Annotated in this window: 23 protein-coding genes; 18 read left to right on the top strand and 5 right to left on the bottom strand. The window is 49.6% G+C overall.

From position 1 onward, the window contains the following. Positions 1–11: 11 nt before the first annotated feature. A complete protein-coding gene (locus AB1N33_RS06910) occupies positions 12–458 on the top strand; it encodes an early set domain-containing protein (protein WP_411270810.1) in 447 nt (148 codons plus the stop codon). A gap of 7 nt (positions 459–465) precedes the next feature. On the opposite strand, the gene AB1N33_RS06905 is transcribed toward AB1N33_RS06910, so the two are convergent. The 5 genes from AB1N33_RS06905 to dnaA form a co-directional block, all read right to left on the bottom strand. Then, the gene (locus AB1N33_RS06905; protein WP_411270809.1) at positions 466–726 is read right to left on the bottom strand and encodes a DUF2798 domain-containing protein; all 261 of its coding nucleotides are present in this window, start codon (positions 724–726) and stop codon (positions 466–468) included. A gap of 81 nt (positions 727–807) precedes the next feature. Continuing rightward, on the bottom strand, positions 808–3,228 hold the full coding sequence (gyrB, locus tag AB1N33_RS06900; RefSeq protein ID WP_411270808.1) for a DNA topoisomerase (ATP-hydrolyzing) subunit B: 2,421 nt from the start codon (positions 3,226–3,228) through the stop codon (positions 808–810). 8 nt (positions 3,229–3,236) lie between these two features. Then, entirely contained in the window at positions 3,237–4,325 is a 1,089-nt protein-coding gene (gene recF, locus AB1N33_RS06895) for a DNA replication/repair protein RecF (RefSeq protein WP_411270807.1), read from the bottom strand. A 62-nt stretch (positions 4,326–4,387) separates the two neighbouring features. After that, complete coding sequence (gene dnaN / locus AB1N33_RS06890) at positions 4,388–5,488, bottom strand: DNA polymerase III subunit beta (RefSeq protein ID WP_411270806.1); 1,101 nt, start codon at positions 5,486–5,488, stop codon at positions 4,388–4,390. Positions 5,489–5,514: 26 nt separating this feature from the next. Continuing rightward, entirely contained in the window at positions 5,515–6,990 is a 1,476-nt protein-coding gene (dnaA, locus tag AB1N33_RS06885; protein WP_411270805.1) for a chromosomal replication initiator protein DnaA, read from the bottom strand. A gap of 594 nt (positions 6,991–7,584) precedes the next feature. Between dnaA and rpmH the strand changes: the two genes are divergently transcribed. The 17 genes from rpmH (at position 7,585) to atpE (ending at position 21,343) form a co-directional block, all read left to right on the top strand. Then, on the top strand, positions 7,585–7,719 hold the full coding sequence (rpmH, locus tag AB1N33_RS06880) for a 50S ribosomal protein L34 (protein WP_014290886.1): 135 nt from the start codon (positions 7,585–7,587) through the stop codon (positions 7,717–7,719). Between the two features lie 15 nt (positions 7,720–7,734). Beyond that, positions 7,735–8,091: a ribonuclease P protein component gene (rnpA, locus tag AB1N33_RS06875; RefSeq protein WP_411270804.1), complete on the top strand. Its 357-nt coding sequence runs from the start codon at positions 7,735–7,737 to the stop codon at positions 8,089–8,091. Then, positions 8,058–8,327 carry a membrane protein insertion efficiency factor YidD gene (yidD, locus tag AB1N33_RS06870; protein ID WP_411270803.1) on the top strand — a complete coding sequence of 90 codons (270 nt, stop codon included), beginning with the start codon at positions 8,058–8,060 and terminating at the stop codon, positions 8,325–8,327. The genes rnpA and yidD overlap by 34 nt, the downstream gene beginning before the upstream one ends. 10 nt (positions 8,328–8,337) lie before the next feature. Beyond that, positions 8,338–10,014 (top strand): membrane protein insertase YidC, encoded by a 1,677-nt coding sequence (gene yidC / locus AB1N33_RS06865; protein ID WP_411270802.1) that lies wholly within the window; start codon positions 8,338–8,340, stop codon positions 10,012–10,014. Positions 10,015–10,068: 54 nt separating this feature from the next. Next, positions 10,069–10,557, top strand: a complete 489-nt coding sequence (locus AB1N33_RS06860) for a YajQ family cyclic di-GMP-binding protein (RefSeq protein WP_411270801.1) — start codon at positions 10,069–10,071, stop codon at positions 10,555–10,557. A gap of 2 nt (positions 10,558–10,559) precedes the next feature. Further along, positions 10,560–11,948: a tRNA uridine-5-carboxymethylaminomethyl(34) synthesis GTPase MnmE gene (gene mnmE / locus AB1N33_RS06855; protein WP_411270800.1), complete on the top strand. Its 1,389-nt coding sequence runs from the start codon at positions 10,560–10,562 to the stop codon at positions 11,946–11,948. Between the two features lies 1 nt (position 11,949). After that, positions 11,950–12,387 carry a flavodoxin domain-containing protein gene (locus AB1N33_RS06850; protein WP_411270799.1) on the top strand — a complete coding sequence of 146 codons (438 nt, stop codon included), beginning with the start codon at positions 11,950–11,952 and terminating at the stop codon, positions 12,385–12,387. A gap of 1 nt (position 12,388) precedes the next feature. Continuing rightward, positions 12,389–13,051 (top strand): DnaT-like ssDNA-binding domain-containing protein, encoded by a 663-nt coding sequence (locus tag AB1N33_RS06845; RefSeq protein ID WP_411270798.1) that lies wholly within the window; start codon positions 12,389–12,391, stop codon positions 13,049–13,051. After that, the gene (locus AB1N33_RS06840; protein WP_411270797.1) at positions 13,051–13,872 is read left to right on the top strand and encodes an ATP-binding protein; all 822 of its coding nucleotides are present in this window, start codon (positions 13,051–13,053) and stop codon (positions 13,870–13,872) included. The genes AB1N33_RS06845 and AB1N33_RS06840 overlap by 1 nt, the downstream gene beginning before the upstream one ends. An 80-nt stretch (positions 13,873–13,952) precedes the next feature. After that, entirely contained in the window at positions 13,953–14,735 is a 783-nt protein-coding gene (locus AB1N33_RS06835) for a DUF4097 family beta strand repeat-containing protein (RefSeq protein WP_411270796.1), read from the top strand. Positions 14,736–15,225: 490 nt separating this feature from the next. Beyond that, the gene (gene mnmG, locus AB1N33_RS06830) at positions 15,226–17,127 is read left to right on the top strand and encodes a tRNA uridine-5-carboxymethylaminomethyl(34) synthesis enzyme MnmG (RefSeq protein ID WP_411270795.1); all 1,902 of its coding nucleotides are present in this window, start codon (positions 15,226–15,228) and stop codon (positions 17,125–17,127) included. A gap of 14 nt (positions 17,128–17,141) precedes the next feature. After that, positions 17,142–17,771, top strand: a complete 630-nt coding sequence (rsmG, locus tag AB1N33_RS06825) for a 16S rRNA (guanine(527)-N(7))-methyltransferase RsmG (RefSeq protein ID WP_411270841.1) — start codon at positions 17,142–17,144, stop codon at positions 17,769–17,771. A gap of 11 nt (positions 17,772–17,782) precedes the next feature. After that, the gene (locus AB1N33_RS06820) at positions 17,783–18,577 is read left to right on the top strand and encodes a ParA family protein (protein ID WP_411270794.1); all 795 of its coding nucleotides are present in this window, start codon (positions 17,783–17,785) and stop codon (positions 18,575–18,577) included. A gap of 51 nt (positions 18,578–18,628) precedes the next feature. After that, complete coding sequence (locus AB1N33_RS06815) at positions 18,629–19,501, top strand: ParB/RepB/Spo0J family partition protein (RefSeq protein WP_411270793.1); 873 nt, start codon at positions 18,629–18,631, stop codon at positions 19,499–19,501. A 208-nt stretch (positions 19,502–19,709) separates the two neighbouring features. Further along, entirely contained in the window at positions 19,710–20,102 is a 393-nt protein-coding gene (locus tag AB1N33_RS06810; protein ID WP_411270792.1) for an ATP synthase subunit I, read from the top strand. Positions 20,103–20,185: 83 nt separating this feature from the next. Beyond that, the gene (gene atpB, locus AB1N33_RS06805; RefSeq protein ID WP_411270791.1) at positions 20,186–21,019 is read left to right on the top strand and encodes a F0F1 ATP synthase subunit A; all 834 of its coding nucleotides are present in this window, start codon (positions 20,186–20,188) and stop codon (positions 21,017–21,019) included. A 102-nt stretch (positions 21,020–21,121) separates the two neighbouring features. Beyond that, positions 21,122–21,343 (top strand): F0F1 ATP synthase subunit C, encoded by a 222-nt coding sequence (gene atpE / locus AB1N33_RS06800; protein WP_032095247.1) that lies wholly within the window; start codon positions 21,122–21,124, stop codon positions 21,341–21,343. Positions 21,344–21,379: the final 36 nt, after the last annotated feature.

The raw sequence follows: 21,379 nt of genomic DNA, 5'->3' as shown, positions 1-21,379 counted from the left end.
ACGAGACTTTCATGTTTAAACGTGTTTTGATTCTGACGCTGTCAGTTTGGCTGACGGCGTGTTCCAGTAGCGGGCAGTTTTCTGTACCCGGGCTGATGAATGACGACGTTGATATTGATTTTAAAAATCTTTACCTTCGTGGCGTCTTTAATTGGTGGGAAGCAACACCCGCCTTTCAGTTCTCTGAATCATCTGACGGCTGGTATGTCGATGTTGAGCTTATTGCTGACGGCCAACCCTATGATTTCAGACTGTCAGATGCCAGCTGGACTCCACAGCAAACGTGCGGTGCTAAATATCCCGGGCAGTCGGTTTCTGTCTCTTCAACGGTATTTTTAGTCTGTAATCCCGGGCAACAGAATGTCCAGTTTACCCCCTCTACAACCGGCGTTTACCGGTTTACTGTATCACCAGCCAGCGGTAACGAGGTTGCCCTGCAAATATCACGACAGCGCTAGATAAATACTAGCGCTGCTTCTCTTTGCCCGCTGCGTGCCGGGCTTCAATAGCCCTGCTGAGTTTATCTGAAATCACCTTCACCTTTCCTCCCAGCGTAAACGAGATAATAAACGCTGCTGGCCATGCCAGAACAAACGCATGCATCCATCGACTGACGAAGTCGCTGGTTATTCCCAGATTAATAAATGTCACCCACCCCGACATCAACACCGACAGTGTCAACGACATCAGTATTGCGAAGCTCAGTTTTTGGATAGCACTGGGCATTGCTTGGTCTTCCTTCATGTTTCACGTGGAACAATAAAAAAGCCGGACAACGGTGCCCGGCTTTTAAAATTTCACCCTGTCTTAGACGTCAAGGTTTTCTACATTAAGCGCATTCGCTTCAATAAACTCCCTACGGGGCTCGACCTGATCACCCATCAACGTGGTGAACAACTGATCACAGGCAATCGCATCCTCGATAGTCACCTGCAACATGCGGCGGCTTGCGGGATCCATCGTCGTTTCCCACAGCTGCTCAGGGTTCATCTCACCCAGCCCTTTATAGCGCTGGATATACTGACCACGCTTCGCCTCACTCATCAGCCAGTCAAGGGCTTCTTTGAATGACGTAACAGCCTGCTGGCGCTCGTTCCGGCGAACAAATGCGTCGTTGTCCATCATATTATTAATGGCTTTATTCAACTCTCTGAGGCGCGTATATTCCGTTGAGTCGATAAAGTCGTGATTAATATTGTACTCGTAATCTATGCCATGCATACGCATGATAATAGTGATGTAATACTCACTGAGTTCATTGTCACGACGAATTTCATAACGATATGTCGCCCCATCGTTCTCACGTTCACTCAACTGTTCAACAAAGCTCTTCGCAATGCCGTCCAGCATAGCCTCATCTTTAAGATCAGACAGGTTAATGGGTGGTGTGTAGATCATCCGATACAGAATGGCAGCCGGCATTACTCGACGCATTCTCATAATCATCTTCTCAGCTGATTGATACTGCTTAATCAACGATTCCAGCGCGACACCACTAATACCCGGGTCGTCATCACTGGTGTGCAGTGACGCGCCATCCAGTGCGATAGACGTGAGGTAGTTTGTCAGTGCATCGTCGTCTTTGAGGTATTGCTCCTGCTTACCCTTCTTCACTTTATACAGCGGCGGCTGAGCGATATAGACGTACCCGCGTTCGATAATTTCCGGCATCTGACGATAGAAGAAGGTAAGTAACAGGGTCCGGATATGCGACCCATCCACGTCCGCATCGGTCATAATAATGATGCTGTGATAACGCAGCTTGTCCGGGTTGTACTCATCTCGTCCGATACCACAGCCGAGCGCAGTAATAAGGGTTGCGACCTCCTGTGAAGACAACATTTTGTCAAAACGCGCCTTTTCTACGTTCAGGATTTTTCCTTTCAGAGGCAGGATAGCCTGATTTTTACGGTTGCGACCCTGCTTCGCAGATCCGCCTGCAGAGTCACCCTCCACGATATACAGTTCAGAAAGTGCCGGGTCTTTTTCCTGACAGTCAGCGAGTTTGCCAGGCAAACCAGCTAAATCCAGTGCGCCTTTCCGGCGTGTCATCTCGCGTGCCTTGCGAGCAGCTTCCCGTGCCCGTGCTGCATCGATGATTTTGTTTGCAATGACCTTACTGTCACCCGGGTTTTCTATGAGAAACTCAGACAGCTTTTCGTTCATCGCCGACTCGACTGCGGATTTAACCTCAGAGGAAACCAGCTTATCTTTGGTCTGCGAGGAGAATTTCGGATCAGGAACCTTTACCGAAATGACGGCGGTTAACCCTTCCCGAGCATCGTCACCGCTGGCATTTGTCTTGGCCTTTTTATTCAGGCCTTCGGTTTCCATGTAGTTATTCAGTGTTCGTGTCAGTGCGCCTCTGAATCCCGCCAAATGCGTTCCGCCATCGCGCTGCGGAATGTTATTGGTGAAACAGAAAATGCTTTCCTGGAAGCTGTCGTTCCATTGCATTGCTACTTCCACCGATATGCCGTCTTCACGCTCACTACTAAAATGGAACACTTTCTGATGGATAGGCGTTTTCTTATCGTTCAGATACTCAACGAATGCCTGGATCCCACCTTCATACATGAAGTGGTCTTCTTTTCCATCGCGTTCATCTTTTAGCCGAATTGATACACCAGAGTTCAGGAATGAAAGTTCGCGCAGACGTTTTGCCAGAATGTCATAGTGGAATTCGGTGTTTGTGAACGTCTGGTCACTTGGCCAGAAACGTACGCTGGTACCTGTTTTATCAGTCTCGCCAATTACAGACAGAGGAGCCTGAGGCACACCGTGCTGATATTCCTGTTCGTGGGTTTTACCACCGCGACGAATGCGAAGTTTGAGCTTGCTGGATAACGCGTTTACAACCGACACCCCTACACCGTGCAGACCACCCGATACTTTATAGGAATTGTCGTCAAACTTACCGCCAGCGTGCAGTACCGTCATGATGACTTCGGCAGCTGAAACACCCTCTTCCGGGTGAAGCTCCGTCGGAATCCCACGACCGTTGTCAGACACTGAGACAGACCCATCAGTATGAATTTGTACGATAATTTCAGAACAATGACCCGCAAGGGCTTCATCGATAGAATTATCTACTACCTCAAATACCATGTGATGTAGACCGGTTCCATCATCCGTGTCGCCAATGTACATCCCCGGACGCTTTCGTACCGCATCCAGACCCTTCAGTACTTTGATACTGGACGAGTCATAACTGTTCTGCTCTGACATACTAGCTTCTACTCCTCTTTCACGTTTCCATGTTCCACGTGAAACATTTTTTTATCTTTATATTTTTGAATAAATTCGAGCTGTGACTTTTCAATCGCTGTTACGAACACCTGAGTATCCATATTCAGTAATCCGTCTATAAAGCGCTCTCGCTTATCACTGTCTAATTCTGCACCGACATCATCGAGCAGAAAAATACTTTTTCTTTCGGACAAGTGCGTAAATAACGAGGTTTGCGCCAGTTGTAACGCAGCTACAGCCATTCTAAGCTGTCCTCTGGACAAAATCTCCTGTGCACTTACACCATCAATACGAAGACGAATATCCGCCTTATGTGGCCCGACAGATGAATGTCCTATTTTACCATCATACTCACGCTTTTTAACCAAGCTTTCTAATAAAGACGCGTCTTTTTCCCAGCCTTTGTAATAGGACAGAGACACCGAGAACTCCGGTAAAAATTCTGTCGCAAACCTAGCAAAATGTGATGTGAGTTTCTCTACATAGTCTTCTCTTATCGTCGTCAGCGCGTTGCCAAGTTCAATGAATTGCTGTTCCCAAAACTGATGTTGTGGCGCACTCAAATTCGCCTGTTGCTTAAGTAATGCGTTGCGGTGACGGAGCAGCTTTTGATACTGCCCTGACAAAGAATGAAAAGACTGTTCCACGTGAAACAATCCCCAGTCGATAAAGCGTCGGCGCTCAGACGGAGACCCCAGTATGAGATCGGTACTTTGCGGCGTGAAAAGCTGTATCGGCAACAAACTCACCAGATCAGCAAGGCGGCGGGAGTGGTTACCATTGATACTGCAGGTAAACTGGTTCCCCTCACCGCGAGACAGCCCGACATGAAATCGCTCGTTAGACTCTGCTGTACAACGGGCAAATACGCTGAACGCATCCGCATCATGTTGAATTACTGACCGGTGGCGTTTGGTTCTGAACGAACGGCCAAACCCAAGATAATAAATCGATTCTAATAAGGAAGATTTACCGCTGCCATTCCGACCATAGATTAATGTCAGCGCGCGCGCAGGCTCTATCGTCGTTTTGGCTATATTACGGAAGTTCTGGAGCTGGACAGTGTCCAGTTTCATAACACTACTCGGATGGACTGACGGCTGGCAAACACCAGCCGTTGGTGAAAAAAAAGAGAAGACTACAGACGCATGGGCATGATGACATATAGCGCGGCGTCATCATCTGCATCCTCGATGAGCGCACTGGCATTCGAATCTGACAAATTAATTTTGGTTTTATCAGACACCAGGGCGTTAAGTACATCGATAAGATACGCAACGTTGAAACCAATCTCGAGGTCTTCACCCTGATAATCAATATCAACAATTTCTTCTGCTTCTTCCTGCTCCGGGTTATTCGCGGTGATTTTCAGTTCATTATTGGACAGATTAAGGCGAACACCGCGGAACTTCTCATTAGAGAGAATTGCAGCGCGTGAGAACGCCTCTTTAAGAACCGCTTTACTTGCCAGTACCACTTTATCACCATCTTTTGGCAGCACCCGACGATAATCGGGGAAGCGACCATCCACAAGTTTACTGGTGAAAATAAAATCCGAAGAGAAAATGCGAAGATGGTTTGCACCAATCTGAATTTTCAGTGACTTATCGTCTTCACCAATTAAGCGGGAAATTTCGAGTACGCCTTTGCGAGGAATAATAACCTGGCGTGCTGGCAGACTGGTTTCATAGGTAAGGCGACATAATGCCAGACGATGTCCGTCAGTCGCCACAGTACGAATTACATTGTCTTCGGTTTCCAGTGACATCCCGTTAAGATAATAACGGACGTCCTGCTGCGCCATTGAAAACGCGGTAGAATCTATCAGTCGTTTTACGTCTGAACACGACAGTTCAAACTCTACCTCACCTTCCCAGTCTTCCAGGTTAGGATAATCATTAGCTGATAACGTCGATAAGGTGTAACGCCCACGACCGGCCCGGATCAGGGCTTTATTACCATCCAGCGAGAAATCGATGTGTGTTCCCTCGGAAAGGCCGCGAATAATATCGAACAGCTTTTTCGCCGGTACCGTGATTTCGCCTTCAGTATAATCACCTTCCAGTTTGACGCTTGAGATTAATTCAACCTCTAGGTCTGTACCCGTCAGCCATAGTGCGTCCTCGCTAACCTTGATCAGCACATTAGAAAGAATAGGTAACGTGTGACGACGTTCAACGGCTCCGGAAACCAGTTGAAGGGGTTGTAAAAACTTTTCGCGGCTAATGGTAAATTTCATCGCTCTGTATTCTCGCCTCGCAACAGTTAAGAAGACAATGTCCGTATCAGATTCTTGTAGTCTTCTTTTATATCATGACTTTCTTCTCTAAGCTGCTCTATTTTTCTGCACGCATGGAGAACCGTCGTGTGATCACGACCGCCAAACGCATTACCCAATTCCGGTAAACTGTGATTGGTCAGTTCTTTGGCCAGTGCCATCGCAACCTGACGAGGACGCGCAACACTTCGGCTGCGGCGCTTTGAAAGAATGTCAGCGACTTTTATCTTGTAGTAATCGGCGACAGTTTTCTGGATGTTATCCACCGTTACCAGCTTTTCCTGAAGCGCCAGCAGGTCACGCAGCGCCTCACGTACGAAGTCGATGGTAATCGGTCTGCCGGTAAAATTGGCATTAGCAATTACGCGGTTTAACGCCCCTTCGAGTTCCCGGACATTGGAACGAAGACGTTTAGCAATAAAGAACGCCACCTCATTGGGCAGGGTAATGCGGTTCTCAGTCGCCTTTCGCATCAGAATTGCCACCCGGGTTTCCAGCTCAGGAGGTTCAATGGCGATGGTCAGTCCCCAGCCAAAGCGCGATTTCAGTCTGTCCTCTACCCCGTCAATTTCTTTCGGGTAGCGGTCAGACGTCAGAATGATTTGCTGGTTGCCCTCCAGCAACGCATTAAAGGTGTGAAAGAACTCTTCCTGTGAACGCTCTTTATTCGCAAAAAACTGAATATCGTCGATAAGCAGTGCATCAACAGAACGGTAAAAGCGTTTAAAGTCTTCAATGGCATTGTTCTGGAGCGCTTTAACCATATCCTGAACAAAGCGCTCAGAATGCATATAGACAATTTTGGCATCAGGACGGTTGGCAATGATCCCATTACCTACCGCGTGCAACAGGTGTGTTTTACCCAGACCGGTACCACCATAAATGAACAAGGGGTTGTACGAGCCACCCGGGTTGTTCGCGACCTGAGTAGCAGCAGCACGTGCCAGCTGGTTAGACTTACCCTCAACAAAATTCTCGAACTGATACGTCGGGTTAATATTACTTTTATGCTTCATGCCTTCAGGAATAGGCACAACCGCTGGCTGCGAAGACGAAATTCCGCCGTTAGCGCTCTGATGAGCAGGGGCATGCGCGGCATTATTCTGTGACGCAGGTCGTTGTTCATCTTTCAATACTGACGGCGCCGCGGCAGACGATGAAGATGACACTAACGGACTGGTTGTTACCGACCTTGCAGGCTGGCTGACCGGCTGACGGGTAGGTTGGCGGCTTGCTACATCCAGTCTCAGGCTGGGGGCATCAGCGCCAGCGAATTCCCCCAAAAGCTGAGAGATCTTATCCAGATATTTATCGCGAACCCAGTCAAGAATAAACCGGTTGGGTGCATAAAGAGCGATCGTGCCGTTTTCTTCTTCACAGCTTAGTGGCCTTATCCACATGCTGAATTGTTGAGTCGGCAACTCCTGACGAAGTCGCTCAATGCAAAGGTTCCAGAGTGACATGGAAGTGGGTGCTCCAGTTCTCGCGTATGCCGCATGCTTACAAGCCATTGCCGCGCATTCATGTTGCAGGGCGACAATGTGGTAACAGGACGCACGTTGGCGAGAAGTTGTTCTATTATTTGTTTTGTCTGTGGATTATCCTCTCTCTGTGATCAAATGTAAACGATGATCATCCATGATCGCTTAGATCGTATTTTCATATCTATGTTTTTAAAGAATTTTTACAGACCTATATCGGTAACTCACTGATTGATCCTGGCGTTATCAAAATCAGGATCCGCGCCAGGATCACGCCCGAAATTCGGCAATTTTTATACCTTTTTGACAGTCATTCATCTCAAACTGTGGATAAAACCCTATCAGAAACTTTTTTATTCACAGCTTAATCGGAAAAGCAAATTAATTTTTCATCATAACCGTGCACTTCGCGGGTGTTTTTTGTGCAAAAATGTTAGCTTTAATCGCAGCTAGTCATTGACATCAGGGCGCGGGATCTCTAGAATTCAGCGTCCTTTTTGATGGGCTTGAATTATTCAGTGGCTAAAGCAGTTGAAGAAAAAAGCCTGGTTTTAATCTGATAGTGAGACTTTGGTCATGAAAAGAACATTTCAACCGAGCAACTTAAAGCGCAAGCGTTCTCACGGTTTCCGTGCTCGCATGGCAACAAAGAACGGTCGTAAAGTACTGGCAGCTCGCCGTGCAAAAGGTCGTGCTCGCCTGTCTGCATAATTGCGCTCGTCCAAAGTGGGTGAAAATCACTTCTCCAGGGAGTTAAGACTGTTAACTCCCTCCCACTTTACCAACGTCTTTAACGACGCCACTCCTGCTGTATCTCCAACGTTTACCTTACTTGCCCGCAAAAATGATGTGGATCATCCGCGTCTGGGAATTACATTGTCTAAAAAACGGGTAAGACGGGCGCATGAACGTAACCGTCTTAAGCGGTTAATTCGAGAAAGTTTCCGACATAAGCGGCACAACCTCCCAAATATTGATATTGTAGTCATTGGCAAGTCCGGTGCAGACACGCTGAGCAATCAGGAAATCTTTACCACCCTGGAAAAATTATGGAAAAAGCTGGCAAAGCGCTGCGCAGATTAACGACTGCCGTGCCACTTTTACTGATAAAATTTTATCAGTGGTTTATCTCTCCTTTGCTCGGTCAACGGTGTCGGTTTCACCCGACCTGTTCTTATTACGCCATCGAAGCGTTAAAACGGCATGGATTAATAAATGGCGGTTGGTTATCGATTAAACGCATATTAAAATGCCACCCTTTGCACGCCGGCGGATTTGATCCGGTACCGGAAGAAGAACAAAAGAAACCCCCGAAATAAAGAGACCTCTATGGAATCGCAACGAAGTTTTCTGATAATCGGCCTGGCGCTAGTCAGTTTCCTGTTATGGCAACAATGGCAACAGGACTACGGTCCACAGCCGGTTGAAAATAATACGGTAAGTGCGTCGGCGGATGCGCCGGCTGCCGACCAGGGCGTACCCTCTTTTACCACCGACACGGTAGAAGCCGATGTACCCCGTGCCCAGGCCGATGACGTGCCTGGCAATACACCTGACGTTTCAGCTGTCGCAACATCCCGGATTATCGAAGTAAAAACCGATACGCTGGATGTGCGAATTGACCTGCTTGGTGGTGATGTCATTGTTGCAGATCTGCCGCAGTTTACAGTAACGCAGGACTCGGATGAGCCCTACAGCCTGTTACGTTCATCAAACGGACTGTATGTAGCACAAAGCGGACTGGTCGGTACAAACGGGCCTGACGGTAGCCGTGATGGACGTCCGGTATACACAATTCCGCAGTCATATTACAAACTGGACGGTGACACCCTGGTGGTTCCCCTGACCTGGCAGAACAATGCCGGGCTGACCATCACCAAGCGCTTTACATTCACCCGCGGTAAGTACGATGTGAATGTCAGTTATGACATTACTAACGGTACGGATGCTGCCGCATCGCTACAACAATATGCGCAGCTCAAACAAAGCATGCATGTTGAAAAAGACAGCAACATGTTCATGCCAACCTATCGCGGCGCCGCTTTTTCAACCGCAGACCAGCGTTATGAAAAGTACACGTTCGACGACATCGAAGACGAGAATCTGCGCGAGCGTACGGTAGGTGGCTGGGCCGGCATGCTGGAACACTATTTTGTATCAGCCTGGGTTCCGCCGCAGGATCAACAAAACACCATCTACAGCCGTACTATCGCAAACCAGTATGCCGTCATCGGCTTCATGGGTACGCCAGTCAGCGTTGCCGCTGGCGATACTGCTACCCTGAGCAGCACCCTTTATATGGGTCCGAAAAACCAGGATGAACTGGCTAAAATTGCCCGCGGACTGGATCTGACGGTGGACTATGGTGTGCTGTGGTGGATTTCACAGCCTCTGTTTGCCCTGCTTAAGTTCCTGCACAGCCTGGCAGGCAACTGGGGTGTAGCTATTATCCTTATCACCATCATTGTGAAAGGGGCAATGTACTGGCTGACCAAGAAACAGTACGAATCAATGGCTAAAATGCGTAACCTTGCGCCGAAAATGCAGCAACTCAAAGACCGCTTTGGCGATGACCGTCAGAAAATGTCGCAGGCAATGATGGAGCTGTACCGCAAGGAAAAAGTAAACCCTATGGGTGGCTGTTTGCCGTTATTGCTGCAGATGCCAATTTTCCTGGCGCTTTACTGGGTGCTGATGGAAAGCGTTGAGTTACGCCATGCGGACTTTGTGCTGTGGATCACCGATCTGTCAGTCAAAGATCCCTACTTTGTGCTGCCGGTACTGACTGGTGCCAGCATGTATCTGTTGCAGAAACTGCAGCCGACAACCATTACCGATCCGATGCAACAAAAGATTATGCAGTGGATGCCGGTGATGATGAGTATATTCTTCCTGTGGTTCCCTGCAGGTCTGGTGCTGTACTGGTTAATCAGTAACATTATTACCCTTGTCCAGGCGAAGATGATTTATGCTTCGATGGAAAAGCGCGGAATGAACAGCAAGTAAATCACCCTGAACAGCCCGCACCTTGCGGGCTGTTTTGTCTAGAAGGAGTGCCTCATGCCATCATTTGATATTGTGTCTGAAATCAATATGGAAGAAGTCAGAAACGCGACAGAAAATGCCAGTCGTGAACTGTCTACCCGTTTTGATTTTCGTGGTGTTAATGCCAGTTTTGAATACAAAGATAAAAGCGTTCTGATGACAGCGGAAGCCGAATTTCAGCTTCAGCAGATGGAATCAATGTTCCGCAGTGCATGTGCGAAACGCAACGTAGACACCTCTGCTATGGACGTAAAAGCCTTTGATCATCATGGTAAAACCTACCGTCAGACCATTGCCTTCAAAGAAGGGATTGAGCAGCCTGTCGCTAAGAAAATTGTCAAAATGATCAAGGACGCCAAACTGAAAGTGCAGGCAGCCATTCAGGGCGACGAATTGCGTGTAACCGGCAAAAAACGGGACGACCTGCAGGAAGCCATTGCCCTGGTTAAACAAAAGCAGTCTGACTTAGGTCAGCCTTTCCAGTTTAAAAACTTCCGCGACTAATCATGCAACAGCTGCCTACCACGTCTGACACGATCACTGCACAGGCCACGGCGCCAGGCCGTGGCGGTGTGGGTATCATCCGCGTCTCAGGACCTGCTGCACGCGCTATCGCCGAGCAGGTAGTCAAACAGCCCCTGCCTGTTCGAAGTGCAGTTTATACGCCGTTTTATGATGCCAACGGTGAGGTCATTGATGAAGGTATTGCGCTGTTCTTCTCAGGGCCGCACTCGTTTACCGGCGAAGATGTACTGGAGTTACAGGGTCATGGCGGACAAGTGGTCATGGATCTGCTGCTTAATGCTGTTCTGGCAACACGACTGGCACGACTGGCGCGGCCCGGGGAATTTTCCGAACAGGCCTTCCTCAATGACAAACTGGATCTGGCACAGGCGGAAGCGATTGCTGACTTAATTGATGCCAGTTCAACCCAGGCGGCACGCAGTGCCCTGCGCTCTCTGCAGGGAGATTTTTCAAAACGCATCAACCAACTGTCAGAGCAAATCATCCACTTACGCATGTACGTGGAAGCCGCTATCGACTTCCCCGATGAAGAAATTGATTTTTTATCTGATGGTAAGGTTGGTGGCGATCTTACCGCTATTCTGACCCAGCTCGAGACAATCCGAAGCCAGGCAAAACAGGGCTCGCTGCTGCGTGAAGGCATGCAGGTGGTCATTGCAGGACGTCCGAATGCCGGTAAGTCCAGTTTGCTGAATGCACTGGCAGGTCGCGAAAGTGCAATCGTTACCGATATCGCCGGAACCACGCGCGACGTACTTAAGGAACACATTGATATCAACGGCATGCCGGTTCATATCATCGATACGGCGGGTCTGCGCGACAGCACAGATAAAGTTGAGCAAATTGGTATAGAACGGGCCTGGCAGGCCATCAATCAGGCCGACCAGGTTCTGTTTGTGGTTGATGCCTCACAAACCCGGACTATCGATCCGTATGATATCTGGCCTGAGTTTATGCAAAAACTACCCGACGGTATCCCGGTAACCGTGATCCGCAATAAAACCGACTTAACAGACATTGCCGCTGGTCATGAACAGGTAACTACCGCACATGGTGACGTCAGTGTTATCAGCCTGTCGGCGCAATCGGGTGAAGGTATAGATGTCCTGCGCACCCATCTGGCGAGCACGATGGGACTGGATACCACCACCGAAGGTCAGTTTATTGCCCGCCGTCGACACCTTGAGGCTCTTGAGCAGGCGTATCAGCATGTCTGTCAGGGTCAGCAGCAACTTGATGATAATCTGGCCGGTGAATTACTGGCAGAAGAGCTCAGGCTGGCACACCAGTCGCTGACAGAGATCACCGGCGAATTTACATCTGACGACTTACTCGGCAAAATCTTTTCTTCATTCTGTATCGGGAAATAATATGCAACAACATTATTCCATTATTGTGGGCTCGGTACTGGGTGCATCAGAATACGTGGCCGATGCGCTGGCCGACACCATCAACGCCAGCGGCGGAAACGCAAAAATTCATCTGGACCCTGTGCTGGAGGATATCGACCCACAAAGTACCTGGATCATTTGCACTTCCACACACGGTGCCGGCGAACTGCCCGATAACATCCAGCCGTTTGCTGACGCGCTGGCGACTGCCGATTTATCTTCTGTTAACGCCTATGTTGTTGGATTGGGTGACAGCAGTTACGACACCTTTTGTCATGGTGCAATTACTATGGAGTCGCTGTTACTGGAACGCGGCGCGACCTTGCTGGCACCACCATGTCACATTGATGTATTGCACCACCCTATTCCCGAAGACGAAGCGGTGGCCTGGTTCAAGCAACAGGTAGCCGCAGACTGATATGAATGACGCAGAACTGACCGCGCTATCAGGCCCGTTATCTAACGATGCGCGGGTATTGTACTGTCTGGGATTGCGACCCGGTGCAGATAAGCAAACCGGAAAAACAGCACCACTCGATTACCGCGCTTTACTGACCCTGCTGAATGCCGATGATAAGTCATCGCCCTATCAGCGTGGTCGCCAGATCAACAGTTTGTTGAAAATACTGCATGGTGCCGGCCTGATATCCCTGTTACCGGCCAACGACTTTGAGCATTCCCTGAACGGCGAAGTGGTTATTCTGCCGCTGTCTGTGATGAACACCACGCCGTTTGAAAAACTCCACCGTCAGCACATTGCCATAGACACCAGCTGGCGTCCTGATGACGCCCTGTATGACGAAATTACCGGCCTGTTAGGGCTGATTGACAACACTTATGATGAACAGGATGTCGGTGAGTTTATTGCCTACTGGCTGGGCCGCCCTGACGCGGTATTCAGCCTGTTCCAGTGGACTCAGAAATTTGCCTACTCCATCAGAAAAAAACGCCTGGCCAGCGGGTATGCCGCCGTCAAACGTGTCGGCTCACAGCAGGTTAAGGTTGAAGCTGGTGTAGAAGCAGATGATAATGCAAGAAAGCTGGTAGAAAAATACGCCAATAAAAAACCAAAGACACCCTGATGGAATCTATTAAAGATCGTATCGCCGCCCTGGCCAGAGCACTCAATAAGCCTGCTGACGTTAATGACGAATATATTTCGTACGACACCTTGCGTAAACAGTACGAAAAGCAGGCGAATGAGGATATCGCCAGGCTGCAACAGCGCACCAAACAGGAGCGTATTGCGGCTATTCACGGCCGTTCTGATCTTAATCCAAAATGGACATTCGCTAATCTGGTTGAAGACAGTGAAGATGTGATCGAAGCCGTGTCGATAGCGCAGTCGTTTATTGCTGCCCATGACGATCCGGCGTGGCGTCAGAGTGGATCGCACATGATGCTGTTTTACGGCGATTACGGGCGCGGAAAATCTCATATTGCCGGCGCCATTGCCCATCAGCTGATTGAACAATACGAAATTTCTGTGCTGTACCGTCAGCTGTCTACACTACTGGAAATGCGCTACTTCTCATACGACTACAGCGCAAAAGACAACATCGGCCAGAAGTTTCGCGAAGCCAATCAGGAATTACTGGATGTCGACTTACTGATTCTGGACGAAGTCTGTGTCAATGAGACGATGCTCAAGAAGAATACGCAGAGCTGGCTGGGAAATCTGTTACGTCAGCGCCTGGTCAACAAGAAAAACTGCATTCTGATCACCAATCATAACCTGGCTGAGCTGGAAACAGCCGTGGGCCGATACTGTTTCGAGTCAATAAAGGAATATGACACCTATAAAGTGCGCTTTTCCGGACCCAGCAGACGCACCGGTATTAGTGCCGATCCCACCGAATCCAGTGCGCCGGTGTCAGGCTATCAGCCTAATCAGGTAAAATAATTCCGCCCGTTTAAACCCTTTTCACTGCATTTGCGACATAGTCAGTAATACTGTTATTACACCCTAACAAGGAACACACTATGTCAGCATTTAAACACACGACCGGCCTGCTTTTGCTGGCAGGCTTACTGATTACCCCTGCCGCCCTGGCCAAACGTATTGAACGAAGCTTTTCAGCAACGCCCGGCGATCAACTGGTTATCCGCACCCAGGTCGGGAGTATCGATGTCGAAACCCATAACAGCGATGAAATCCTGGTGGATATCAGGCTGGAAGGTGACGGCGAGGACGACATTACCGTACGGTTCGAAGAAGGCAGTGACGGTCTGACAATCATTGGAGAGCGCAATGACGACGCCGGCTGGTGGAATGGCAACTGGACAAAGGCAGAGTTCACTGTCACCGTGCCCGCCCAGTACAACGTCGATGTCGACACCGCCGGCGGCAGCATCAGTGTCGCGGACCTGACAGGTAACATTGACGCAAGAACATCAGGCGGCTCTATCCGTGTTGGCAACGTTACCGGTGATGTGGATCTGCAAACCTCCGGCGGCTCGATACGCACAGATGACATCTACGGGGAAATTGATGCGCATACCTCAGGTGGCAGCATTAACGTGACGTTCGCCAGACAACCAGAACAGGATGCGACGCTGAAAACATCCGGCGGAACGATCCGTGCCCGTTTTCCTGCCGATGTACGAATGGATTTGGACGCCTCAACCAGTGGTGGTCGGGTATCGACTGAATTTGATATTGATGGCAACGTAAAAAAACGCAGTATTCGCGGACGAGTGAACGGCGGCGGTCCTGAGATCACGCTGCGGACCTCTGGTGGCAGTGTCAGTGTGGATAAGATCTAATCCACAGTCAGATCGGCGATCAAGCCCGTGAACAGCGGGCTTTTTTGCGATCCTGCGATCACTATCGCGAACAAGTTATCCCCATCACGATCACATCTTGATCAGTCCTGTGAATAAGATCCCCCAGAGCACTGTGTATAAGCTCTGATCAGTCATAGCATGAAAATTTCGGCATGTTCCAATGTGGATAACCCAGGCGGTTATACACAAGATCCGATCGCGGTTATGGATCGGGGTATACAGAAGTTATTGATCTCCCAGTGGCATGAAAAATAAAGGGAAATTGCTGTTATCAACAGATCTTCGCGATCCTAATAATGATAAATATAAAAGATCTAAAAGAGATCTTAAGATCGTTATTCCCGATCGCCCTGTCCAATTGAGGAAAATTTAACCGTTTTCATCAGTCAATAAGTCAGATAAAATACGCGCCCTTTTTCTTCAGCCCTGATGAAGAAACAGCGCGTTTAAGTGTTTAACGAGGTTAACTATGTTTTATCAGCAAGCCTTTGATGTGATTGTTGTCGGTGGTGGTCACGCTGGTACCGAAGCGGCACTGGCATCGGCCAGGATGGGCGTAAATACACTATTGCTCACCCACAACATTGACACGATCGGGCAGATGTCCTGTAACCCCGCGATCGGCGGTATTGGTAAAGGTCACCTGGTAAAAGAAATTGATGCACTCGGCGGAGCGATGGCACTGGCAGCCGATCAGGGCGGGATCCAGTTCCGTACACTGAATGCAAGTAAAGGTCCGGCGGTAAGAGCAACGCGCGCGCAGGCAGACCGTACCCTGTATAAAAATGCGATTCGTAAAATTGTTGAGTCACAGCCGAATCTGACGTTGTTTCAGCAAAGTGTCGACGATCTGATCGTTGAGAACGATCGTGTTACTGGTGTGGTGACACAAATGGGGCTGAAATTCCGTGCAAAAGCAGTGGTACTGACCGTAGGGACGTTTCTTGGCGGTACTATTCACATTGGCCTGGAAAACTTTTCTGGCGGCCGTGCCGGCGATCCGCCAGCGATTGCGCTGGCCAAACGTCTTCGCGAGTTACCTTTCCGTGTTGACAGGCTGAAAACCGGTACACCAGCGCGACTGGATGCACGCTCACTGAACTTTGATGTGATGCAGGCTCAGCCTGGTGATGATCCCACGCCTGTATTTTCATTTATGGGCAGCCGCGACATGCAGCCACGGCAGATCCCTTGTTACATTACGCATACCAACGAGCAAACCCATGAGATCATCCGGAATGGATTGGACCGCTCACCCATGTATACCGGCGTGATTGAAGGGGTTGGACCGCGTTACTGTCCGAGTATTGAAGACAAAATTACCCGTTTCGCTGATAAAACATCACACCAGATCTTTGTTGAGCCTGAGGGGCTGAACAGCATGGAGGTATACCCAAATGGTATCTCCACCAGTCTGCCGTTTGATGTACAGATGGCATTGGTTCGTTCAATCCGTGGTTTTGAAAACGCGCATATCGTGCGACCCGGTTATGCGATTGAGTATGACTTTTTTGATCCGCGCGATCTGAAACAAACGCTGGAAACGAAATTTATCGACGGTCTGTTCTTTGCTGGCCAGATTAATGGCACCACAGGCTATGAAGAGGCTGGTGCACAAGGGCTGGTCGCCGGTGCCAATGCTGCGCTTCAGGTGCAGGATAAATCGCCGCTCATCTTACGTCGTGATCAGGCATACGCAGGTGTTCTGATAGACGATCTGGCCACCATGGGGACCAAAGAGCCTTACCGGATGTTTACCAGCCGGGCTGAATACCGGCTGTTACTGCGTGAAGATAACGCTGACATGCGGCTGACGGCACTGGGCCGGGAGATCGGCCTGGTTGATGATGCGCGCTGGCAGGCGTTTAACACCAAAATGGAGCTGGTTGAGCAGGAAACGCAGCGTCTGCGCGCTGAATGGATCCACCCGGACCATACCGCGACAGCCAGCCTCAATGACATGCTGAAAACACCAGTCAGCCGCGAGCATTCTCTCGAAGAGCTTATTCGTCGTCCGGAAATGACGTACGAGAAGTTGATGTCGATTGAAGGGATCGGACCGGGTCTGGCAGATCCCGTTGCCGCGCAACAGGTGGAAATCCAGATCAAGTATGCGGGGTATATTGCGCGACAACTGGATGAAATAGCCAAAGCGCAGCGACATGAAAATACCCTGCTGCCGGCGGATATGGATTACAGCAAAATCTCCGGGCTGTCGAACGAAGTGGTGAATAAACTTACCGACGCGCGACCGGAAACGATTGGCAAGGCGTCGCGTATCTCCGGTATCACACCCGCTGCGATATCGCTGTTGCTGGTGTATCTGAAAAAGCATGGCATGCTGAGAAAACAGGAGTCACTGAGCGCGTGAGTAGTCCAACCGCTATGAACTCTGAGTTACGACGTTTACTGGATGAGGGCTGTGAAGCCCTCGCCCTGTCGCTAAGCGACACCCAGAAGCAGCAACTGACAGACTATGTGCTGCTTATCGATAAGTGGAACAAGGCATATAATCTGACATCGGTCCGCGATCCAAAGGACATGATGGTAAAACACATTCTTGACTCACTCGCAGTCGTCCCCTTCATCGACGGTCAGCGTGTTATTGACGTTGGCACCGGTCCGGGTTTGCCGGGCATTCCGCTGGCGATTGCCTTGCCTGATCGTGACTTTACTTTGCTCGATAGCCTGGGAAAACGGGTACGTTTTCTTAAGCAGACGGTATTCAGTCTGGGTATTAAAAACGTCACGCCGGTGCAGGCGCGTGTTGAGCAGCACCCGGCAACCCCACCCTACGACATTGTGATCAGTCGCGCTTTCGCTTCGCTAAAAGATATGTTGCACTGGTGTGAGCATCTGGTAGATTCAAAAGGGCAGTTTTTCGCGCTGAAAGGTCAGTTTCCGCAGGAAGAAATTGACGAAGTGAGCGATCACTTTCGGATCAACGGCACAGAAGATTTGAAAGTCCCTGGACTCGAAGGGGAAAGACACCTGGTTTTTATCAGTAAAGCGTAACGGGATTCAACGTGGCAAAGGTAATCGCAATTGCGAATCAGAAAGGTGGCGTGGGAAAAACCACGACGGCAGTCAACGTTGCCGCATCGATGGCAGCGACCAAGCGAAAAGTCCTGCTGATTGATCTGGACCCACAGGGTAATGCAACCATGGGAAGCGGCGTTGACAAGTATGACGTAGACGCCACCGCGTACGAGTTGCTGATAGAAGAAATGCCGGTCAAGGACGTGGTCGTGTCCGGCACGACCGGAAAATATGATCTTATCCCCGCGAATGGCGATGTGACCGCCGCAGAAATCAAGCTGATGGAAATGTTCGCCCGCGAGGTCCGGCTGCGAAACGCATTACAGCCTGTGCTTGATTATTACGATTTTATTTTTATCGACTGCCCGCCGTCGCTGAACCAGCTCACTGTAAATGCACTGGCCGCAGCCGATTCGGTCATGGTGCCTATGCAATGTGAATACTACGCGCTGGAAGGACTGACCGCGCTGATGGATACTATCCAGAAACTGGCTTCTGTGGTGAACCCGCAATTGAAGATAGAAGGCGTGCTGCGAACCATGTATGATCCACGCAATCGCCTTGCCAACGATGTCTCAGAGCAACTTAAACGGCATTTTGGTGAACAGGTCTACCGCACGGTAATTCCGCGTAATGTGAGACTGGCCGAAGCGCCAAGTTTTGGTGCACCCGCCATGTACTACGACAAGTCATCAACCGGTGCCAAAGCGTATCTGTCCCTGGCAGGTGAAATATTACGGCGGCGTGACAAAGCGTCACCTCCGCCAGCCAAAGCCAGCTAATAACAAAAATCACGAGCAGCCGACGCTAACGTCAGTGTCATAGAGGAAACGATGTCAGCAAAAAAACGTGGATTAGGACGGGGTCTGGACGCGCTTCTGGCCACCAGTCAGTCATCATCACGGGCAGACGGCGATACCGCCGGTGACAGTCGCAGTGAACTGAGCAAGCTGCCTATTGAGTATCTGGTTCCCGGTAAATACCAGCCGCGAAAGGATATGTCCCCGGAAGCCCTTGAGGAACTGGCATCATCGATTCGCTCTCAAGGTGTGATTCAGCCCATCGTAGTGCGTCAGACAGACCACCACCGGTATGAAATTATCGCTGGTGAGCGTCGCTGGCGTGCTGCTCAGCTTGCCCAGCTCGATGATGTCCCGTGTCTGATTAAGAACGTCGCGGATGAAGCGGCGGTGGCCATTGCGCTGATAGAAAACATTCAGCGTGAAGACCTTAATGCGATGGAAGAAGCCACCGCACTGGACCGCCTGATGAACGAGTTCGAACTCACTCACGCCCAGGTGGCTGAGGCGGTGGGGAAATCCCGCACCACGGTAACCAACCTGCTGCGTCTGAATAACCTCAACGATGACGTAAAGCTGCTGGTTGAGCATGGTGATATTGAAATGGGTCATGCGCGAGCACTGCTTGCCCTGGAAGGTGATTTGCAGTCACAGGCAGCACAAACAGTATCCGGCAAGGGACTGACCGTGCGTGACACCGAAAAATTGGTAAAAAAGCTGCTTGAGCCGCCAAAAGAAAAGCCTGAAAAACACATCGACCCGGATGTAAAAAGTCTGATTAACCGTTTGTCAGAAACGCTGGGCGCACAGGTCACTATTGACCATAATGCAAAAGGCAAAGGCAAAATGGTCATCAGCTTCAATGACCTCGACCAACTGGATGGAATTATTTCTAAAATTCAGTAGGTTACAATCTTCCTCATCGACCGCTAAGGCGTGTCCTTCTTATGGTTACAGGGCACGCTTTTTCAGGTACACTAGCGCAGACTTAATTCGTTATCAGAACAGAAAATTTTCAGGATAACTTTCAAAAAGCGTTGGGTTGTTGAAAATAATCGGTAAAACAGTATACTTCTGACGCTTTTTATTGGACGAGAATACGCAGTGATCCACCGTGAATAATAAGTTAGCTCAGCCGGGGCGAAACCTTGCTAAAAAATGCCTTATTATTCAAGTTTTTACAGCTGTATTTCTTGTTCTGGTGGCCGCAGGTTCAGGGTCCTGGCACAGTGCGACGTCGGTCGCTGCCGGGGCGGTAATCAGCATACTGCCGTCATTTATTTTTGCAGGCTTCGCGTTTCGCTATGCCGGTGCAACACAAAATAACCTGGTCAACAAGAGTTTCGGCCAGGGCGTCAGGGTAAAACTGGCGCTGACAATCGTATTATTTATCATCGCGTTTGCCGGATTAAAAGCATCGCCGGTCGAGGTATTTATTGCATTCGCGCTGACAACCGCAAGCCAGGTGTTTGCGCTGTTCCGGTATGGTTCCGACAGAACGGAATAAAACCATAGCGCCAAAAAGGCACGACACAAACGTTGCGTCGCCGGAACAAAAAACGAATTACACTTTACAACTTGGGTTTAACAATGGCATCTGAATACACTACCTCAGAATATATCAAGCACCACTTGACCAATGCCACGATGTGCTCAACCGACAGCGGCGTTGCGTTTAACAGCAACTGTGCTGATGCCGGTTTCTGGGCATTACACATCGATACACTGGGCTGGTCTGTGGGTTTAGGCATTCTTTTCCTGTGGCTGTTCGGGCGTGTTGCTAAAAAAGCAACCACCGGCGTACCGGGTAAAATGCAGGCGTTTGTCGAAATGATCATTGAGTTCGTTGACGACAACGTTAAAAGTACCTATCACGGCAAGAGCGGACTGATTGCGCCGCTGGCACTGACCATTTTCATGTGGGTGCTGCTGATGAACCTGATGGATTTGGTTCCTGTCGATTTGATCCCATGGATTTCTGGCCAGATTGGATCGCTGGCATTTGGTATGGATCCGCATGATGTTTATAACAAAGCGGTACCTACTACTGACCTGAACCTGACATTTGCTCTGGCTGCAGGCGTATTTATTCTGATCCTGTACTATTCAATCAAGATGAAAGGCATTGGCGGTTTCACCAAAGAACTGACCATGCAGCCTTTCGGTCACCCGGTATTTATCCCGGTCAACTTTATTCTGGAAACGGTTACGTTACTGGCTCGCCCGTTGTCTCTTGCACTGCGTTTGTTCGGTAACCTGTACGCCAGTGAACTGATTTTTATTCTGATTGCGACAATCGGACTGGCGCAGCTGCCACTGCATTTCATGTGGGCTGTGTTCCATATTCTGGTTCTGCCGCTGCAGGCGTTCATTTTCATGATGCTGACCATCGTGTATCTGAGCCTGGCCAGCGAGGACCATTAAGAAGTACTGGCAGCGTAAGTCAGACCTGGAAATGACCTACGCTGCTTTTTAACGAGTTACCCTTTTAACTTTAACTATTAATAACTTAAATCGGAGACGTAAATGTTATACATCGCTGCTGCACTACTGATTGGTCTGGGTGCCCTGGGTACCGCTATTGGTTTCGGTCTGCTGGGTGGTAAATTCCTGGAATCTGCTGCTCGTCAACCAGAACTGGCCCCTCAACTGCAAGTTAAAATGTTCATCGTAGCGGGTCTGATCGACGCCATCGCGATGATCGGTGTTGGTATCGCTCTGTACCTCTTGTTCGCTGTTGGTGCATAAACCTGACAACCATAACTGCGAACTTTATTGAGGAGG

This window comes from Alteromonas nitratireducens, assembly GCF_040812025.1.
Taxonomy (GTDB): Bacteria; Pseudomonadota; Gammaproteobacteria; order Enterobacterales; family Alteromonadaceae; genus Alteromonas; species Alteromonas nitratireducens.
This window is presented reverse-complemented; position numbering and strand designations above follow the sequence as displayed.

What these genes read in the sequence shown, in the direction of transcription:
- AB1N33_RS06910 (WP_411270810.1), top strand. Translation starts at nt 12, where the DNA reads ATGTTTAAACGTGTTTTGATTCTGACGCTGTCAGTTTGGCTGACGGCG.
- AB1N33_RS06905 (WP_411270809.1), bottom strand. Translation starts at nt 726, where the DNA reads ATGCCCAGTGCTATCCAAAAACTGAGCTTCGCAATACTGATGTCGTTG.
- gyrB (WP_411270808.1), bottom strand. Translation starts at nt 3,228, where the DNA reads ATGTCAGAGCAGAACAGTTATGACTCGTCCAGTATCAAAGTACTGAAG.
- recF (WP_411270807.1), bottom strand. Translation starts at nt 4,325, where the DNA reads ATGAAACTGGACACTGTCCAGCTCCAGAACTTCCGTAATATAGCCAAA.
- dnaN (WP_411270806.1), bottom strand. Translation starts at nt 5,488, where the DNA reads ATGAAATTTACCATTAGCCGCGAAAAGTTTTTACAACCCCTTCAACTG.
- dnaA (WP_411270805.1), bottom strand. Translation starts at nt 6,990, where the DNA reads ATGTCACTCTGGAACCTTTGCATTGAGCGACTTCGTCAGGAGTTGCCG.
- rpmH (WP_014290886.1), top strand. Translation starts at nt 7,585, where the DNA reads ATGAAAAGAACATTTCAACCGAGCAACTTAAAGCGCAAGCGTTCTCAC.
- yidD (WP_411270803.1), top strand. Translation starts at nt 8,058, where the DNA reads ATGGAAAAAGCTGGCAAAGCGCTGCGCAGATTAACGACTGCCGTGCCA.
- yidC (WP_411270802.1), top strand. Translation starts at nt 8,338, where the DNA reads ATGGAATCGCAACGAAGTTTTCTGATAATCGGCCTGGCGCTAGTCAGT.
- AB1N33_RS06860 (WP_411270801.1), top strand. Translation starts at nt 10,069, where the DNA reads ATGCCATCATTTGATATTGTGTCTGAAATCAATATGGAAGAAGTCAGA.
- mnmE (WP_411270800.1), top strand. Translation starts at nt 10,560, where the DNA reads ATGCAACAGCTGCCTACCACGTCTGACACGATCACTGCACAGGCCACG.
- AB1N33_RS06850 (WP_411270799.1), top strand. Translation starts at nt 11,950, where the DNA reads ATGCAACAACATTATTCCATTATTGTGGGCTCGGTACTGGGTGCATCA.
- AB1N33_RS06845 (WP_411270798.1), top strand. Translation starts at nt 12,389, where the DNA reads ATGAATGACGCAGAACTGACCGCGCTATCAGGCCCGTTATCTAACGAT.
- AB1N33_RS06840 (WP_411270797.1), top strand. Translation starts at nt 13,051, where the DNA reads ATGGAATCTATTAAAGATCGTATCGCCGCCCTGGCCAGAGCACTCAAT.
- AB1N33_RS06835 (WP_411270796.1), top strand. Translation starts at nt 13,953, where the DNA reads ATGTCAGCATTTAAACACACGACCGGCCTGCTTTTGCTGGCAGGCTTA.
- mnmG (WP_411270795.1), top strand. Translation starts at nt 15,226, where the DNA reads ATGTTTTATCAGCAAGCCTTTGATGTGATTGTTGTCGGTGGTGGTCAC.
- rsmG (WP_411270841.1), top strand. Translation starts at nt 17,142, where the DNA reads ATGAACTCTGAGTTACGACGTTTACTGGATGAGGGCTGTGAAGCCCTC.
- AB1N33_RS06815 (WP_411270793.1), top strand. Translation starts at nt 18,629, where the DNA reads ATGTCAGCAAAAAAACGTGGATTAGGACGGGGTCTGGACGCGCTTCTG.
- atpB (WP_411270791.1), top strand. Translation starts at nt 20,186, where the DNA reads ATGGCATCTGAATACACTACCTCAGAATATATCAAGCACCACTTGACC.
- atpE (WP_032095247.1), top strand. Translation starts at nt 21,122, where the DNA reads ATGTTATACATCGCTGCTGCACTACTGATTGGTCTGGGTGCCCTGGGT.